Genomic DNA, 16664 nt, shown 5'->3' on the forward strand with positions numbered 1-16664 from the left:
GTTGAGCAGCGTGGTCATGGGTTGGCGGCGAGTGTGGCGGGGTCGAAGGTGTGGCCCTGTTGGGTGTGGGGACGGGGTGTGCCGTCGGGTCCGGGTTGGGTGGCGACGTAGACGCAGCGTGCGCCGTGGGTGGCGGCGGTGCGCAGCATGGCCAGGGTGAGCGGGATGTTGCCGCCGGTGACGTCGACGAGGACCCTGTCGGGGGGCGCGGCGAGGTCGCGGAGCCGCTGGACGATCTTGTCGGTGCCGGCGACGGTGGCGGTGGGGTCGTGGACGTCGTCGAGGTGCACGGTGACCAGGGTGATGCCGTCGGCGGCGAGTTCGGTTTCCAGGTTCTCGGCGCGGTCGGCGGTTTTGGGGTTGAGCACGGCCACGACGGTGGTGGGCCGGACGTGGTCGCACAGGTATTCGGGGACTTCTGGGTTGCCGGTGCGCCCGGCGGCGCGGGTGTAGGGGGTGCCGCGGGGGCTGATGGGCAGGACGAGCACGTCGGCGCTGGGCAGTGGGGTGAACGGGGCACGCGAGCGCGCGGCTCGGCGTCGGGTCCAGGCGTTGCGGGCCGCGCCGACCAGGACGGCCACGACGAACACGGCGGCGACGGCGGCGAGGCGGAGCAGGCCGTCTCGGGCGGGGTTGTCTGGTGTGCCGAACCAGTCGACGAACAGGTCGGGCAGGACGGGCACGAGCAGGACGGCGACGAAGACGCTTTCGAGGTTGCGTCGGGCGCCGAAGACACGGTTGCCGGCCCAGGTCAGGATGCTCACGGTCGTTCCTTCAGCGGCGGTCCGCCCAGGGGCGGCAGGGACTGGGCGCGGTCCTTGGCTTTGTCGTTGGCGACGAACCAGTCGTAGCCGGGATCACCGGGCGCGGCGCGGGGGTAGTGGACGTCTTGGTCGGCGGGGAAGCCCGCGGCGGCGTGGCGGTAGGCGGCCAGCAGTGCCCGGCACGGCGGGTTGTTGCTCATGGCCGCCTCGAACTCCTCGGCGAGCGCGCCGGTGGCGGTGGTGGGGTGTTGCGCGCCGAGCGTGCGCAACCGGTGGGCGATCTGGGTGCCGGTGCTCGCGGTGACGGCGGTGGCGCGCAGGTGGATCGAGCCGAAGCCGAGGGGTTTTGCGTGGCCGAGGCGGAATCGGGCGGGTCTGCCGGTGTGGCCGGTGCGGTCGGGGTCGAGCAGCCACAGCAGCGCGCCGAGTTCGATGCGGCTCAGGTCGCGGAACTCGACGGTGGCGGTGAACGTGGCGCCGGGGCGGATCCAGTCGTGCAGGGTGCTGTTCTGGCTGTCGCGTTCCGAGCGGCCTTCGGGTGGCCGGTGGCGGACGCGGTCGCGGATCGTGTCCGGGTCGGCGTTTTCCATCCACTGCTGGTGGGGGTAGACCTTGCGGCCTCGCGGGATCTGTCCGGTGGTGAACCAGTCGGCGCCGGTCAGTGTCGGATCCAGTGGGGTGACGCCCTTGTCGGGGTCGGGTCGGCCGAGGTAGAAGCGGCCTTGGGCGGGTTTGGGGGTGGACAGGGGCGGCAGGGTCAGCGGCTCGATCGGGGTGACGGCGTCGGCTGCGGCGGGGCAGGTCAGGCGGGTGACGGCCAGCTGGGCGCGGTGGGCTCCGGAGCCTGCGGGGTGGGTCCAGCCGAAGACCCGGTCGGCCGGGGACAGTCGGGCGGGGTCGTCGGCCGGGCGCAGCGTGGAGTGGAGCAGGTCGGCGGCGGCGTGCTCGTGCAGCAGGCGGGAGACCATGACCGGGCGCAGGCGTCGTCGGCCGCTGGTCTCGACCCAGCAGGGCAGCGGCGCGGTGGCGGTGTCCAGGTCGCCGTGCTCGGTGAGGGTGTCGGGGACCGAGGCGGGCGGGTGCGCCGTCGCGGGTCTGGTAGAGGTGGCGGGACCAAGCGGTCTTGCCGGGCTCGTGGCCGAGGTAATCCCACGGGTTGCCGTCGCGGTCCTCGATGTCGTTGGAGTGGGCGTGCTGGTGCAGGTTGCGCTGGTGGCCGACGAGTTCGACCAGATCGGCGATCAGGCGTTCGGCTTCCCGTCCGGTGATGCGTCGGCCGCCGGTGAGGGTGAGTTCGCCGTGCCCTTCGACGATGTCGGTGACGAAGAGCCGTTCGTCGCGTTTGTTGTCGACGCTGGGGCCGGTGACGCACAGGATGCCGCGCACCTGGTACCACTCGTCGGACTGATCGCGGGTGAGGTCGAACTGTTCGTCCTCGGTCAGCAGCGACTCCACCCGCCACGTCCTGCGGCGGGTGCGGGACAGGACGGCGTCGACCTGCTGGCGGTGGCCGAACGGGCCGAGGTCGTAGTCGCGTCGGTCGCCGCGGGTCCAGGTGGGCACGGGGATGGCGGCGGAGGCCCGGTCCCGGCCACGCAGGACCAGTTCGCCGAGGACGTCGATGGTCGAGCCGCGCACGAGGGCGGGGGCGAGGCGGCGGGCGGACTCGACGGTGGCGCGGTGGCCGGTGCGGTGGGTGTGGTCGAACACTGCCAGCCGCGAGTTGGTGACGGCTTCGTAGGCGGCGCGCAGCATGCCCTTGACCGAGCTGGCGGCCAGGTCGACGCGGGCGGTGCCGTCGTGGTCGGTGACGGTGGCGGTCTCGTGGTGGGGGTGGTTGTCGACGGTGTCGCGGGTGCGGGTGATCAGCAGTGGGGTGACGGTGGTGAACTCGATGTCGACGGTGCCGGTGAGCAGGTCGAGGTGGTGGCGGTGGTGGCCCGCGGGTGGGGCGTCGCGCAGCCCGTCGGGCATGGTGTGGCGGGGGAAGGCGGGCAGGAAGTTGTAGGGGTTGTGGAAGGGCATCAGCGGTCCTTGCCGTCGGCTGGTGCGGCGGTGGTGATGCCGGTGAGGCGTTCGTCGAGCACCGACAGGTTGCCGTAGGTGTCGGTGACGAGGTATTCGCGGTAGGTCAGGCACAGGTACCGGGAGGGCCAGTCCTGCCCGGCCGGGGCGGCCGGGTCGGGAGGCGGGTGGGGCAGGTCGAGCCGGCCGATGCGGCCCTCGACCGCGCGGCACCAATCGGGGTGGCCTTCGACGGGCTGGAACCGCCTGCCCCACAACGCGTACTGCCCGTCCACTGTGGAGTCGACGGTGGAGTGTTCGGTGGTCCAGCCGGGTGGCGGGTCGTCGGTCTCGGTGAGGATTGCGGCCTCGCCGAAGCCGTTGTGGTCGTGGTGCCAGCGCAGGTCGATGCCGGCGTCGAACAGGCGGGCGGTGAACACCCGGTCCAGCGGGCACGGCCCGTCCGGGGTGGTGGGGCGGCCGTCGCGGCAGCGGGCGACCCGGTGGTCGGTGGCGGAGCCGAGGAACGCGACCAGATCCCGGTCGGCGACCGCGTCCAAAGCCTGGCGCAGGGTCAACGGGGCCGGCGGGGTGTGCACGCGCAGGGTCACGACGGTCCTCCGATGCCGAGCAGGATGTCCAGCGGTGCGCCGTCGGCGAGCGCCCGCAGCCAGGCCCACCAGTCGCCGGTGTAGGCGGGGCCGGGCAGCCCGGCGACGGTCACCCCGAGCGGCTGGATGCCGCCCAGCCCGCGGGTGGTCGCGCGGCCCAGGCGTGCGGTGCCCTCGACCAGGGGTGCGGCGGCGATCCCGAGCAGGACCAGGGTGGCGGTGCCGTGCTGGTCGGGGACGCGCGCGAGGTCGAGGTCGAGGGTGATGGGTTCCCAGTCCGGGATGTGGGGTTCGAGGGTGGTGTAGAGGCGGGCGTCGGCGGCGCCGCCGGTCCACCGGTCGATCGCGGCACGGGCGCGAGCGCGGCCCCACGGCGGTAGCGGCGGTGGCTTCTCGGTGTACTGGCGGGCCCACTCGTCGGGTGGGACGCCGGTCGCGGGCGCGGCGGCCACGTCGGGGACGCGCAGCGCCCCGGCGCGTTCGCGGGACCCGAACAGCACCGCCATCGCGGGCACCCGGGCGGCCAGTGCCTCGGCCGCAGCGACCGGGTCGTCGCCGGGGTCGGCGGTGGGCTCGCTGTCGGGGTCCAGCAGGGTCCGCACGGCGCGTTCGGCATGCGAGCGCAGCATCCCCTTGATCGACGAGCCGGGCAGCACCGGCACCAGCACCCCGTCCACGGTGGTGGTGGTCAGTGGCAGCAGTCGGCCGTCGCCGCCCTCGGCGGAGGCCCCGACCAGCGCCGGCTCCGTCGATCGCCAGGCGATCCGCACACCCGCGGCGATCTGGCCGGCGGCGGCGGGGTCGACCGGTTCGGCGGGGGTGTCGTCGACCAGCAGGGCGAGCAGGCTCGCGCGGGAGTTCAGGTCGGTGCGGCGCACGGTCGCGGACAGGCAGTCCAGCCGGCCCAGGCCGCGGCTGCCCGCCGCGCCGACGGTGAGACCGGCGGCGCGGACGTGGGCGACCAACGCCGCCAAACCGAGGCTGGGCGGGCCTTCGTAGCGCAGATCGAGTGTGAACTCCCAGCCCGGCGGGATGACGACCCGGTCGTAGAGCAGTCGCTCGGCCGCCGCGCCGGTGCGCCGGTCGATACCGACGCCGGTGCGCAGCGCCAGGTCGCCGCCGGGCGGCTGCTGCACGACGGTGTCGAACACGCTGAGTCCCGAGGCGTGGCCGCGGCGCCCTCGGCGAACCCGAAGACCGCGTTCTCCTCCTGTGGCGCCACCGTGCGCATCACCGCGCGCAGCGTCCCCGCCCACGACGTGCCCGGGATGATCAGGCGGCCCAGACCGTCCACGGCGAGAGGCAGGTCGACGGCGCTGTCCGCGCCGGCCGCGCCCACGTGCACCGGGGTGCGGGCGCGGAAGGTCAGCCGGTAGTCCTCCCGGACCAGTGTGCCGGTCGTGCTCACGGGGCCTCCCCCTCTCGTCGCAGACTGTCGACGGCGTCACAGACCAGCGCGGCGATAGCCGCCGCCCGGTCCACCTCGCCTGTCACCGGCACCCCGTGTTCCTCCAGCACCCGCCACCACGATCGGATGTCCGGCCCGGTGCGGCGGCCGATCAGACAGTCGAGCGTGAGCGCCACCATCTTGTCCGGGCGCCGACGCGGCAGGTTCGTGGCCACCGCCCGGTCGATGCGGGCCGTCAACGGCTCCAGCGAGCCCGCGACGGCGGCGGCCACGCTCGTCGCACGCCACTCGCCGCGCCCGCTGCGCGTCAACCGCCGCAGCACCGCCACCAGCTTCGGGTACTCCACGGAGCCCCTGGTGTCGGGCAGCAGGTCACGCGCCCGGTCGGCGACGATCGCGGCACGCAGCCGGTCGGGCAACCCGGCCACTCCGGTCGACCGCGCCGGCGCGGCCCGTTCGGGTGGCCGGGCGCTGACTTCGCGGGCGGACAGCAGCGGGGCGTCGGCCACGACCTCGCCGCAGCCCTCGACGGTCCGCTCGCCGATGCCGATGGTCAGCAACTCCCGCCACGCCGCGGGGTCAGGCGGGCCGTCAGGGAACCGCAGCAGCAGCACGCTCCCGGCGGCTACGCCGATCACGCTGTCGCGGGGCAGTTGCCACCGGCCCTGCCAGCCGTCGCGGCGCCGGGTCCGCGCGGTCGCCGACACCAACTCCACCGCCACCCCCAGCCGCCGCGCCACGGCCGCGGCCACGAGATCCGGATCGGCGGACAACCGACCAGCCCGGGTGCGGACCACCACGTCGGATACCGCCCACAACGCGCACACCACACCGGGCCGGGCCGGTTCCTCCACCGGACAGGGCACGGCGGTGACGGTGACCGCGCCGTACTCGCCGCGCCGCCGCGCACCCCACCGCGCAGGACCCGACAGCAACGCCCACGCCTCACCCGGCACCGACGCCAGCAGCGACTCCCGCACCAGCACCCGGCCGCGCAGCCGTGTGCCCGCCGGGATCGCCTCCACCTCGAACACCCCGGTGCGCGACGTGGGCCGACCGCTGTCCGGGTCGACCGCGTTGTGGCTCACCCGCGTCAACGGCACCGCCGCCAAGCCGATCATGCCGTCGGAGACCTCGCCGGTGGTGTAGCGGCCACGCACCTGCCGGCCGCCGACCGGAGCGACACCGTCCGGGTCCGCACCGTCCGGGTCGTGCGTGGCGAGGTGGAACCGGTGCTCGTCGTCGCGCGAGGCGTGCAGGGTCAGCGGCGCGGGCAGACCGCGCACACCGTCGACCTCGGGCAGCGCGTTGCGCACGATCAGCGCCCGGTGCCACACCCCGGCGTCCACCACCGCCTGCCCCCACCGCTGCGCCAACCACGGCAGCAACAGACTGCCCGGCACATGGTCCAGGCCGCGCACGATGTTCCCGGCAGCCTGGTACGGCACCCGCAACGGCGCGTCCACGTCCACCACCAGATCAGCGGCCACCCACGGGCCCGACGGCGGCACGTCCACGCCCAAGTCGTGCGTCAGGGCGGCGGAGCGGGAGTCGGGCGGGTCGGCGGGCACGAACCCGGACTCGGCCAACCACCGCGCCCACACCCGCGCATCGTGCCCGCCGATATCGAGGCGCACCCGACCCAGACCACGCCGGCGGTCCGCGCCCACCTGCTCGCACCACGCCGCGCCCAACACCAGCAGCGCGGTGACCGCCGTCCGCGCGTCCTCGCCGTCGGGCAGCGGGTCCAGCGTCAACTCGGCGTGCAGGTCCAGCCCTGCTCGCACCACCTCGACAAACCGCAGCGCCTTATCCAAGGCCCGCCCGGTGTCGGGGTCGATCGCCACCCCCACCCGCCGCGCCAGCAGGCCCTCCGCCGCGCCGGCCGCGATCACCGCCTCCCGCACCTCCGCCGCCGGGCGGGCCGCGCCGATCCCGACCAGCGCGGGCCGCAGTCGCCCGTCGGCGCGACCGCCGGGCTCAGCTGGCGCGGTGCCGAACACGACGGTGTGCCAACGCCGCCACACTCCGCCGGGCACGCCGTCGTCCAACGCGACCGCCACCACTCGGCACGCCTCCCGCAGCACCCCGGTCAACGACGTGCCCGGCAGATACGGCACCCCGTCCGGGTCCCGGCGCGCCACCGCGTTCAGATCACCCGGTATGCCCTGACCCGTGCCCACCCTCCAGTCCGACAGGGTGTGCACCACGACCGGCTCGGCCGCCGACAGCACCGGTGGACGCGCGCTCCCGCCGCTCACGCCGGCACCTCGGTCACCGCGAACTCCGCCAACTCCAGCAAATCCAGCACCGGTGGCGTGCCAGGGCCGGACAACGCCGCCGCCAACGCCCGGTCCTGCGGCGACCGTGCCGAACGCCGCCACTGCCCGACCCGCCGCGCGGCTCGCACCGGGTCAGTGCGTAATTCCCCGCGGAGCGCGTGCAGCTGGGTCCGCGTCACCACCCGCCCACCGTCGGCCCGCGCCGCGTCCCGCACCAACCCCGCGTGCCCGGTCAGCCACCGCCAATCCCGCTCCACGGGAACCTCGACATCCCCGGAGGCAGGCAGCAGGAACGGCCGGCGGGTCGCCGACGACCACGCCTGACCGTCCCACACCCGGTAGCCCTCGCGGATCGCCTCCAGATCAGCCACCGACGTGTCCAGCAACACGTGCACGTCCAACCCGTGACACCCCGGATGCGCAGCCACCACCCGCTTCGCCGACCGGCACAACTCCTCGGCCAACCCGTAGGCGGTCGAGAACGGGAAATGCGGCTTGACCACCGCCACCCCAGCCGACGCCGTCACCCCTCCCACGACCCCGGCCGTCACCGCCGACACCAGCGGGTCTCGGGCCGCCCACGCGCCGAACCCCGCCACGAAACGCTGCGCGAACGCCGCCGCGTACCGGCCGTCCACCAGCACCGTCAGATCGTCACCGCCGACCACCAACGGCACCACCGGCAACTCCCGGGTACGTCCCACCAGGCCCGCCACCACGGCAACCGCCTCGCCGAACGCCTCCTCCGCGCACCGCCGCACCGCCGCGCTCAACGCCCCCAACGACCGGTCCCCCGCGAACCCCTCCAAACCCGCCAACACCTCCGGCGCGGACTGGAACACCCGCCCCAACCGGTTGCCGTCCGCGTGCACCACCCCCACCCACTCCACCCCGTCGAGCAGATCCCCGGTGTCCACCAACCGCAACCCCGCACCAGCGACCGTCGAATCCAACAACTCCGCCATCCGTGCCTGCGCCGCCCACCGCGCACGCCGCCTCGCCACCACCGACGCCGACAACGCCACCGGCGCCTCCCCCTCCGGAAACACCCCACCCACCCGCACCCCGTCGGAGAACCACCCGGACGCCGGCAGATCCGCCGACGCGCACGCCGCCACCACCGGCAACCGCGGCCACCGCCCACCCACCCCAGCCGCCCAGTCCACCCGCCGCCGCCACAACCGGTGCACCACGGCGATCTCCGGCCCCGTCGGCTCCGCACCCGCGATCGGCATCCACACACCGGTCACCGACAACCCCGGCGCCTCAAGCACCGCGAACCCCGACACCGCACGCACCAGCGACCACGCCGCCTCCCGCGACCCGACCACGACCAGCGCCGAGCCCGAGGACACCGACACCACCCGACCGTCGCCCAAGTGCCGTCGCACCGCCGACGTGGTCGCCTCCGCGATCAGGAACGACGCCCCCACCGCCTCCCGCAGCCGGTTGCCCGCGAACACGAACGCCTGATTCCCCGACGTCGCCACCAGCACCAGCCACACGCGGCACCCCTCCGATCAGCATTCCGTGCCCGTCAGATCGCCCGCACAGCCGAACCGGTTACACCCAGACACCGAACAGGTGTCATGCAAGCCCAAGGGTTTCGTCCCGGTTCGCGGCCTGGACTGGCTTTCGCGCGTCCAGATGTCCACAGCGCGCTGCGTCGATTCAGCCTGTCCAGCCGTTGCAGCAGACACCGGCAGCTGCCTGATCAACCCACCGGCGAAGCACCACGAACCGCCTCCACCGGCCAGCTCGGCTCGGGAATGGGCCTCCAGTGCCAACCGGCGTACCAGAGCCTCGCGGCAGCTCGCGAGTAACAGTCACACCGCCAACTTGCGAGCCGTCATCGCGAACTCATGGCGTACGTTCTCCAGCCCACGGCTGGCTTCATGTATCGCTTTCGGCGGCTGATTCCTGTCGAAGACGGCACCGTCGTCGCCGGTGAACCTGGCGGCGCGCAGCGCACGTTCAGCCTCCCACACGGCCATCGCGGCTTCTACCAGCTTGTCAGGGCCGCTCAGGCGTAACAGCATCACCGTCTGTCGCAGCTCCTTGCGCGCGACGCGATACAACTCAAACAACTCGTTCTCACGAGCCGGGTCCGCCTCGGTCCCGGACGCGACTCTGCGGTGTTCAAGATTGAGGGCCCACAAGCGGGCACGGCACTTCATCGCGGCCTCGATCAACGTCGCGCACCGCGCTGCCCGCTCCTCACGGACTCGGGCACGTCGAGCCGCACCCAGCTTGAGCGGCTCTACGAGGGCACCGACGGTCACACCGCCGAGGGCGGCGATCGCGGCGACCAGCGCAGGTGCCAGAGTGGTCCACATACCTGCGAAGTGCAGTCAGCGGCCGGTCAGGTACGCACGCGACACAGTTCCCAGCCGAATGGATCAGTCGCCCACCTGTTCAGCCGCACGGAGCGAATCACGGCTAACTGCCGCCTCCGGTGCCTGCTCGGTTCGGAGCGCCCGGCAGACTACGTGCACCACCACTTCGGGCCGGGCGCTGCTGCGCAGGCTGCCCGTCGAGCCTTGCCACATCAGTCGGTTCGGGCTCCAGCCGCCGGGCCGAGTGGCTAGGCGGTGGGCCGACTGTGACGGGACCGTCCACCGCCTACATGCTGTTCCGCGCGTCGGCGCAGCAGTCGCCGTTGGCGATGTCACCGTCGCTCTTGGAGCCGTAGGCGGGCTGAGTGACGGGCCCGCACGCTCACCGTCGACATCTCTCTTAATCTGCACGGCCCCAGCCGAGCGGCTACGAGCTTCCATCAGGACGTCTCTACCCGCCGTCACCCGAGACTCGCCGAGGCGCCTCGGACGGCGGATTAGGCGTGGATGGTGAAGGCCGCCTCGTACGCCGGGTTGCGGTTGAGGTCCTCGTACACGGTGGTTGTGCGGAGGCGGTTCCAACGGTGGCCGAGCATCAGCGCGAGTCCCATCGGGCTGGCCAAGAACAGGTGGATCTTGTCGGTGTCTCGGCATGCTCGCCGTACAGCGTCGCGCATGCCGGTGGCCAGCGCGTTGGCGGTCGCGCTGTCGGGTACCGAGTGGTCGTTGGTGCCGCCGGGTGGGCGCAGGACGAGGAGCCGCTTGGCGGGGAGGTTCTGCTCGCGGATGAAGTGTTCCACGTCTGGAGCGAGGTCGGCGGCCACCGCGACGGCGACCGCGAGGTCGGTGCCCAGGTCTAGCGGGGTTTCCTCCAGGAGCGGCTGCAGTGGGGCCTCGTAGGGTTCGTTGGTGGACCACGACTGGCCGCGTTGGGAGACGGCGAGGTCGGTTCCGGTGACCATGCGGAACGACGTGCCGAGAAGGAACGCCGGGGCCAGACGCAGGGATCCGGTGATAGCGATTGCGGTCGCGTCGGCTGGCAGCCGACGCGGTGCTTGTTCGATGTCGGTCTGGAGCTCAGCCCAGGTGGCAGGGGGAGCTGGCCGTCGCTTGCTGTAAGGGTCGCCTCCTTCGAAGCGATCGGTCCAGTCCAGCGCGTAGTCGGCGTCATTCCGGACGGGATCGGGCTTGAGCGTCGCCACGGAGAGGATCGCGCGCGTGGGTCCGCGGTGAAGGCCAAGATCTTCGACAGCTTGGCGGATCAGGTCGAGATCGAGGCACCGGTGTCCGTCCCGTACCTGCCGGGCCACCCAGCCGGTTCCGCTGTGCACGGCGGCCTCGTCGTGGCGCAGGCCGGTCGCGAACATGAGTTGCTGGAGGAGTTCGACGACGTGTTCGGGGTCACGCGCGATGTCGAACCGGAGCGCGCCCAGGAACTGGAGCAACTCCTCCTCGGTGGTGCTCAGTGCGGCGGCCCACCGCTGACGGGCTTGCCCCGCCTGGGACGCCGGTCCTTGGGTTCCCGCGTGTGGCAGGAGGAGCTGGGTGCGGGAATCGCGGCGGGACACCAGCGGGTCGTGGGGGTCGGGTGCGCGATTGCTGATCAACCGGAGCTCGAACGGCTGACCCTGGGTGGTGAGGTTTTGCCAGGTGGCAAAGATCTTGCCCAGGATGGAGTTGCCTGTGGGCGAGCTGGCGTCGAGTAGGTAGTCCTCGTTGATCGGGGTCTGGTTGTCGACGGCGTACTTGACCTGGGCGTAGTCGTTAGGTGGGCTGGCCCGGTAGAGCGCGACGTCGTCGAGGTTGCCGATGCCGTTTACCTCGACACCGACCGCGACCACCGGGTTGTCGGTGTGCAGTTGCGCGTCGCGGAGCGCGCGGAGGCATCCCTGCCAGACAAACAGCCACTGGTAGAGGTCGCCGGCGATGCGTACGCCGGTACGGCTGGGCCTGGGCAGTGCGGTCATGGTTGCTCTGTGAACACTGGGGTGGGTGCGAGTTCGGAGGCGAGAGTGAGGAGGTGCTCGTCGGTCACGGCCCGGTCGGGGAATGCGGTGATCAGCGCAGCGGGGACGAGCCGTTGCGTGAGGTCCGAGCTGGTGAATCCCGGCTGGTTGCCGGACGGGCCGGTGAGCTCGACGAGCTTGGTGATCGTGTCGGTCCGCACCCCCAGACCGTCGAGGGCCGCCGCCAGGATGGCGTGCCGTTGCTGGTCATCGGGTCGGGTGAAGGTGAAGGTCGCGGCGGATCGCCGCATGATCGCAGGGTCCAAGGCGCCGACGCGGTTGGTGCACAGCACCACGAGCACAGGCAGGCCCGCGCCGGCCAGGCTGTCGACGCCTGCCAGGAACGCGTCGACGCCGGCGCGGTCCTCGTGGTGCATCTGGCGGGCTTCGCGGGACTGCACGAGGGCGTCCGCTTCGTCCACGACGAACACCGTGACGGACGTGGGCCCGCTGGCCGACAGCGCGCGGTCGGCGACATCCCGCAGGTGGGTGAACGCCTCACCGATCAGGGACGTCATCTCCCCTACTAGACCGTTGCCGCGGGTGGCGAGCTTGAGTCGGTAGAGGAACACCGGCAGGTCCAACATGTCGGCCAGGTCGCAGCCGAAGGACTCGGCCAAGGCGGACTTCCCGGAGCCTACGTCGCCGGCGAACACGAACAGCGGTGCGCGGTCGGTCAGGAGTCGCAGCGCGGGGAGGTCCATGCCGGGGTGGAACCGTTCGGCCCAGGCTCGGAGCCGATCAGGGGCGGCCAGCAGCGCGGCCTCCTTGCGCAACCGGAGCTTGGTGTCGTCCAGCCCGACGAGCCGGTCGTAGCGGGCTTGGCGCACGGGCTCGGGCAGTTCGACGACGGGGTGGAACAAGTCGTCCTGGGTGCTCATGTCACTGCTCCAGTGCGGTCAGATGTCGAGGGCTGTGAAGACGTCCCGGCTGACGCCGGTGCCGTGGCGACCGTAGGTACGGCCTGGGGTGCTGCCGCCCAACGCGAGCGGCGTCTCCTCGGCGCCGTTACGGGTGATCGGCAGGGTTTGCTTGAACGCGGACTGCTCGGCACGCGGGAGGCTGGTGAAGACGTTGGAGTAGGAGAGGTAGCTGTAGAAGGGCAACCCGGTCACGTTCCTGGATCGGGGAACTCCGCCCGGGTTGGTGTCGACGAGGTTGCCGCCGATGGTCGCGCGGTAGCGCAACCGCAGCTTCCAGACCCCGGCGTTGGTGTCGCGGAATCCGTAGTCGACGGTGCCCAAGTACCCCTTGTTGAGCAGGAGCGCAACCTCCTCGACGTAGTTGTCGATCATGGTCAGGTCGCTGGGCTTGCCGTACACCGCGCGCAGGATGCGGAGGTCGGCGGCGATCTTGGCTCCGACGTAGCGGGCGTCGGTGAGCGTGAAGGACGCTGACCGGGTGAGCGAGGAGGTCATGATCATGCTCCGGGAAAGGTCGGGCCGAACAGGGCACGCCAGGCGTCGTTGGCAGTGCCCTTGGCCGGCGTCGTGGCCGCCCAGGTGATGCTGTCCAGGGCCTCGCCGGCGAGGTCGACCAAGCGCTTGCGGTCCACGTCGGTGTACAGGGACGTCACGTTGTTCTGAGGGTTTACCGGGTCCCAGACCTGGACCGGGTCGGAGCACGGGGCCACGGCGGAGGGGGCGTAGTAGTCGCCGAAGGTGATCGGGTCGGACAGCCCGGTGTGCGCGATGTAGCCGAGAACCTGCTCGAACGCCTCGGGGTAGTCGTTCACCTGCAACGGCCGACCGTTCCACCCCTTGTCCCACAGGTGGGCGACGATCAGCTCGAGCAGGAAGCTCTTGCACCGAAGCTGTGGGTCCAGGCGCTTGGCTTCGCGGATCCAGCCCTTGAGCAGCCGGATCAGCTCCGGGTAACCCAGGCCAGCCTTGTTGCGGCGCTCGCGGATGAACGCCAGGTGCATGGTCACCGAGGTGAGAACCCGCTGGCCCTCTTTGGTAACGAGGTAACCGCGATCCTGCTCCTCGCCCTCGTACAGCACCGGCGCGACGTCGATCTTGAGGCCTGACCCCCGCAGCGTGATGCCGACCGCGTGGTGCGAGATCTTGAAGTCTTCGGCCACCTTGGTCGCGCCGTAGACCTCGCGGCAGCGCTCCAACAGCCAGTCCAACAGGGTCGACTCCTCGATTTCGAGGTCCGAGACCCGCAGGTAGGCCGCGACGTCTGCGTCCGAGCCCTCGCCCCGACGGCTCTTGATCGCGGTGTGCTTGGCGGTGCTGCCGGACGCCCGCAGCTTCACCAGGTCGAACCCCGGGTTCGCCGCGATGTGTACCTCCAGCCGTGTGCGCAGGTAGTTGACCTGCCTCCGGCGCTCCTGCGCGACCTCCTTGTCCACGTTGATCTTGTCCCGCGCGAACCGCGCAAGAACGCGGTGGTCCACGTGCTTCTCCCCTGCCACGCCAAGCCTCCCAGCTCTCGTCTCCGTCCCGGCTCCAGCGTCCGCAGCTACGAAGAGTTACATATACCTATCCGGTGCATGTCATCGCCGACCGCAGCGAAAGGTATCATGCGCCTGTCCGGTACACGGAACTCAGCCTCGGGGTCGGTATGAACGTCGAGTTCCGCTCGAAGGAACTGGCTCGTGTGTGCAACAGCGACTCCGCGCGCCTGGCCACGTACGGCCCCGATGGCAGCGCAGTGATCCGTCGACGTCTCGGACAACTCCTCGCCGCGGTCCGTCTGGCCGACATGCGAACGTTCCCCGGCACCCGGATCCGGACAGCCCTCACCGGCGGCCGGCACACGGTCTTACTCGCGGCCGGACCGACACTCGACGTACTCCTCCGTCCCGGCAAAGACGATGCACCCGCCGACTTACCTCTCGACGAAGAGTGGGTGAAAAGTGTCGTGATCGACGACATCGTCTCGATCACCGCAGCCTCAAAATCCGCACGTTCGACCGCCGCCCCGGCGCGAAAGAGGATTTCCCAATGACCTCCCGCCAGCGTTTCTACGCCTACCAGCCGGAGTCGTTCGCACCGCCGGGTGAGACCCTAAAAGAATACCTTGACGAAGAGGGAATCAGCCAAGCCGACCTCTGCCGCCGCACCGGACTTTCCACAAAACACATCAATCAAATCGTCCAAGGCGCCGCTAGCCTTAGCCCCGAGACAGCAGTACTTCTAGACCAAGCGACCGGAATCCCCGCAATCGTTTGGTCGCGCCTCGAAGCAGCTTGGCAGGTCCACCAGAGCGAAATACAAACGCGAGCAAAGCTCGAAGAGCACGTTTCCTGGGTGTCGAACTTTCCCCTCGGCTACCTTCACAAGATGGGCATTCTTCGGGACAGAAAACCAAGCCTAGAAAACCTACAGGCGATCCTCAAGTTCTTCGGCGTTGCCAGTCCCGATGTCGCACAGCAGGCATGGCGCGAATACAGGACGGCTTTCAGAAGGTCGACCTTGGTCGATGGCGACGAATACGCCGTGGCTACCTGGCTGCGCTTGTGCGAAAAAGCTGCACGTGAAGTCGGGTGCTCGAACTACAATAAACAGAACCTCGTCGAAGCACTACCCGAGCTCCGCAAACTGACAATGGAACCACCGCAGGTGTGGATTAAGAAGCTACCCGATCTGTGCTCGAAACTCGGAATAGCGCTCGTCTTCAAGCCCGCACTGAAGAATACCCACGTCTCCGGTGCCACACGCTGGCTCACTCCCGAAAAGGCAATGGTGGCACTCAGCGATCGCTTTAAGACCGATGACACATTCTGGTTCTCCTTCTTTCACGAAATAGGGCATCTGATCCTGCACGGAAAGAGGCTGACCTTCCTCGATGAAAACCCTGGCGAGGGTGGCGAACTCTTGCTGCACGGGGACTCAAAGAGCGATCGCAAGGCCAGCCCGGAGATTGAGGCGGACAATTTTGCGCGCAATGCTCTTATTCCAGACGCGGTGTTCGACAAGTTCGTGACGCAAACCTTCACGAACGACCCCGGGAGCATCGCGCGGTTCGCAAGGAAAGTCGGCGTCTCGCAGGGGATTGTGCTGGGTCGCCTTCAGCATGAAGGTATCGTTCCGTGGTCACGCTGGCGTGACATGAAGCAGTCCGTCACTTTCTCTGATTGAAACGGTCCCCGAACCTCGGCCTCGGATGCACCCAGCAGCTGTCCTCCATGTAAACCACGCGCTACCTTCAGTCCTCAGTCGTGCGAGGGGTACTCCCGACGGCTATGTCCGACCAGCGCGAAGGCGCCGTACGGTCCTTCAGTAGTTTTCTCTTACGTACTCGTTGTCCTGTTGAGGATGCCGATGGTCGGGTCGAGCCCGGCGGCGTGCAGGGCGCTGGTGGTCTCGGAGGTCAGGACCGCGTAGCCGAAGGACAAAGCGGCGCTGACCAGGTCGCGGGGCGAGCGGCCAGCACCACGGCTTCGCCGAGATGGAGTAGCGGGCCGGCACCTCGCTGGACGCGTCGACTGTCACTGCCAAGCTCGAGTGGGATACTGGGCGCTCAGGACACGAAGCCGGACAAGGGGCGATGGCTGTGACCACAGCACGGCGTCTGGATGGCTACACGCTGGACGATTGGGAGAGCCTTGAGCCTGCCGAGGGGCACCGGGTGGAACTGGTCGACGGACGTTTCGTCGTGAACGCCGCCCCCTCGGTCCGACACCAACGGGTGGCCGACCGGCTCTGCCGACTGCTGGACGACGCAGTGGCACCGGAAGGCATGGAAGCCCTGACCGCGGTCGGTGTGCGCATCCGAGAAGGGCTGGCCTACATTCCTGACGTCGTCGTGGCCACCGAGCGGGTCGAAACCACCTCGGTGGACGTCGACACCGTCGCACTCGTCGCCGAGGTCGTCAGCCCATCGACCAAGAAGACCGACCGGCTCGAGAAGCCCGCAGCGTTCGCAGCGGCCGGGGTACCGGCGTACTGGCGGGTCGAACTTGCCGACGAGCAAGGTCCCACGATCTACTGCTACCAACTCCGCGAGGGCGTGTATTCCGAGGTCGCAGTGCTGACGCCGGGGCAGGCGGGCGAGGCTGCCGTGACCGGTGCACTCAGGCTAGCCTTCGATCCTGCGGACCTCCACCGCCCTCGACGGTGACACCCCGGCTACCCCACGCCCCTTACGACTCCACACCAGGCCGACACGCCGTCCCGTTGAGCGCTGCGCTGGACCAGTGAGTCCACTGAGCCATTCGACTGCCTCCAAGCCCGGACAGCACCACGATCACCGCTCACGGCGGTCCGGTCAGCCTGCTAGCCCGGTCCAGGACGTCGGCCATCG

15 protein-coding genes and 2 pseudogenes are annotated in these 16664 nt (G+C 70.3%); 4 read left to right on the top strand and 13 right to left on the bottom strand.

Annotation, left to right across the window (positions count from 1 at the left end; all coding sequences use genetic code 11):
- Positions 1–14: 14 nt before the first annotated feature.
- Entirely contained in the window at positions 15–764 is a 750-nt protein-coding gene (locus tag ABD126_RS33215) for a hypothetical protein (protein WP_343938530.1), read from the bottom strand.
- Complete coding sequence (locus ABD126_RS33220) at positions 761–1732, bottom strand: hypothetical protein (RefSeq protein WP_343938532.1); 972 nt, start codon at positions 1730–1732, stop codon at positions 761–763. The genes ABD126_RS33215 and ABD126_RS33220 overlap by 4 nt, the downstream gene beginning before the upstream one ends.
- A 223-nt stretch (positions 1733–1955) precedes the next feature.
- On the opposite strand from ABD126_RS33220, the gene ABD126_RS33225 reads away from it, so the two are divergent.
- Positions 1956–2867 carry a hypothetical protein gene (locus ABD126_RS33225; protein ID WP_343938534.1) on the top strand — a complete coding sequence of 304 codons (912 nt, stop codon included), beginning with the start codon at positions 1956–1958 and terminating at the stop codon, positions 2865–2867.
- Here the strand turns inward: ABD126_RS33225 and csx19 are convergent.
- From csx19 to ABD126_RS33270, 10 genes and pseudogenes are all read right to left on the bottom strand, one after another.
- Positions 2789–3379, bottom strand: a complete 591-nt coding sequence (gene csx19 / locus ABD126_RS33230) for a type III-D CRISPR-associated protein Csx19 (RefSeq protein ID WP_343938536.1) — start codon at positions 3377–3379, stop codon at positions 2789–2791. The two genes, ABD126_RS33225 and csx19, sit on opposite strands and share 79 nt — an antisense overlap.
- A complete protein-coding gene (locus ABD126_RS33235; protein WP_343938538.1) occupies positions 3376–4530 on the bottom strand; it encodes an RAMP superfamily CRISPR-associated protein in 1155 nt (384 codons plus the stop codon). The genes csx19 and ABD126_RS33235 overlap by 4 nt, the downstream gene beginning before the upstream one ends.
- 59 nt (positions 4531–4589) lie before the next feature.
- Positions 4590–4787, bottom strand: a pseudogene (locus ABD126_RS38890) (RAMP superfamily CRISPR-associated protein); the annotation flags it as partial.
- On the bottom strand, positions 4784–7048 hold the full coding sequence (locus ABD126_RS33240; RefSeq protein ID WP_343938540.1) for an RAMP superfamily CRISPR-associated protein: 2265 nt from the start codon (positions 7046–7048) through the stop codon (positions 4784–4786). The pseudogene ABD126_RS38890 and the gene ABD126_RS33240, both read right to left, overlap by 4 nt.
- Complete coding sequence (locus tag ABD126_RS33245; RefSeq protein ID WP_343938542.1) at positions 7045–8574, bottom strand: Cas10/Cmr2 second palm domain-containing protein; 1530 nt, start codon at positions 8572–8574, stop codon at positions 7045–7047. The genes ABD126_RS33240 and ABD126_RS33245 overlap by 4 nt, the downstream gene beginning before the upstream one ends.
- Positions 8575–8895: 321 nt before the next feature.
- Entirely contained in the window at positions 8896–9405 is a 510-nt protein-coding gene (locus tag ABD126_RS33250) for a hypothetical protein (RefSeq protein WP_343938544.1), read from the bottom strand.
- Between the two features lie 497 nt (positions 9406–9902).
- Positions 9903–11372, bottom strand: coding sequence for an SAVED domain-containing protein (locus ABD126_RS33255; RefSeq protein WP_343938546.1), 1470 nt, complete (start codon positions 11370–11372; stop codon positions 9903–9905).
- Entirely contained in the window at positions 11369–12292 is a 924-nt protein-coding gene (locus tag ABD126_RS33260) for an AAA family ATPase (protein WP_343938548.1), read from the bottom strand. The genes ABD126_RS33255 and ABD126_RS33260 overlap by 4 nt, the downstream gene beginning before the upstream one ends.
- An 18-nt stretch (positions 12293–12310) precedes the next feature.
- On the bottom strand, positions 12311–12829 hold the full coding sequence (locus ABD126_RS33265) for an HORMA-1 domain-containing protein (RefSeq protein ID WP_343938550.1): 519 nt from the start codon (positions 12827–12829) through the stop codon (positions 12311–12313).
- A gap of 2 nt (positions 12830–12831) precedes the next feature.
- Complete coding sequence (locus ABD126_RS33270; RefSeq protein ID WP_343938552.1) at positions 12832–13830, bottom strand: CBASS oligonucleotide cyclase; 999 nt, start codon at positions 13828–13830, stop codon at positions 12832–12834.
- Positions 13831–13979: 149 nt separating this feature from the next.
- On the opposite strand from ABD126_RS33270, the gene ABD126_RS33275 reads away from it, so the two are divergent.
- Together ABD126_RS33275 and ABD126_RS33280 are read left to right on the top strand one after the other, a co-directional pair.
- Entirely contained in the window at positions 13980–14366 is a 387-nt protein-coding gene (locus ABD126_RS33275) for a hypothetical protein (RefSeq protein WP_343938554.1), read from the top strand.
- Complete coding sequence (locus tag ABD126_RS33280; RefSeq protein ID WP_343938556.1) at positions 14363–15499, top strand: helix-turn-helix domain-containing protein; 1137 nt, start codon at positions 14363–14365, stop codon at positions 15497–15499. Before ABD126_RS33275 ends, ABD126_RS33280 begins: the two co-directional genes overlap by 4 nt.
- Positions 15500–15651: 152 nt before the next feature.
- On the opposite strand, the pseudogene ABD126_RS33285 reads toward ABD126_RS33280, so the two are convergent.
- A pseudogene (locus tag ABD126_RS33285) lies at positions 15652–15777 on the bottom strand (CRISPR-associated endonuclease Cas1); the annotation flags it as partial.
- A gap of 137 nt (positions 15778–15914) precedes the next feature.
- On the opposite strand from ABD126_RS33285, the gene ABD126_RS33290 reads away from it, so the two are divergent.
- Positions 15915–16481, top strand: a complete 567-nt coding sequence (locus ABD126_RS33290) for a Uma2 family endonuclease (protein ID WP_343938558.1) — start codon at positions 15915–15917, stop codon at positions 16479–16481.
- The last annotated feature ends 183 nt before the right edge of the window (positions 16482–16664 follow it).

This window comes from Saccharothrix mutabilis subsp. mutabilis, from assembly GCF_039521145.1.
Lineage (GTDB): Bacteria > Actinomycetota > Actinomycetes > Mycobacteriales > Pseudonocardiaceae > Actinosynnema > Actinosynnema mutabilis.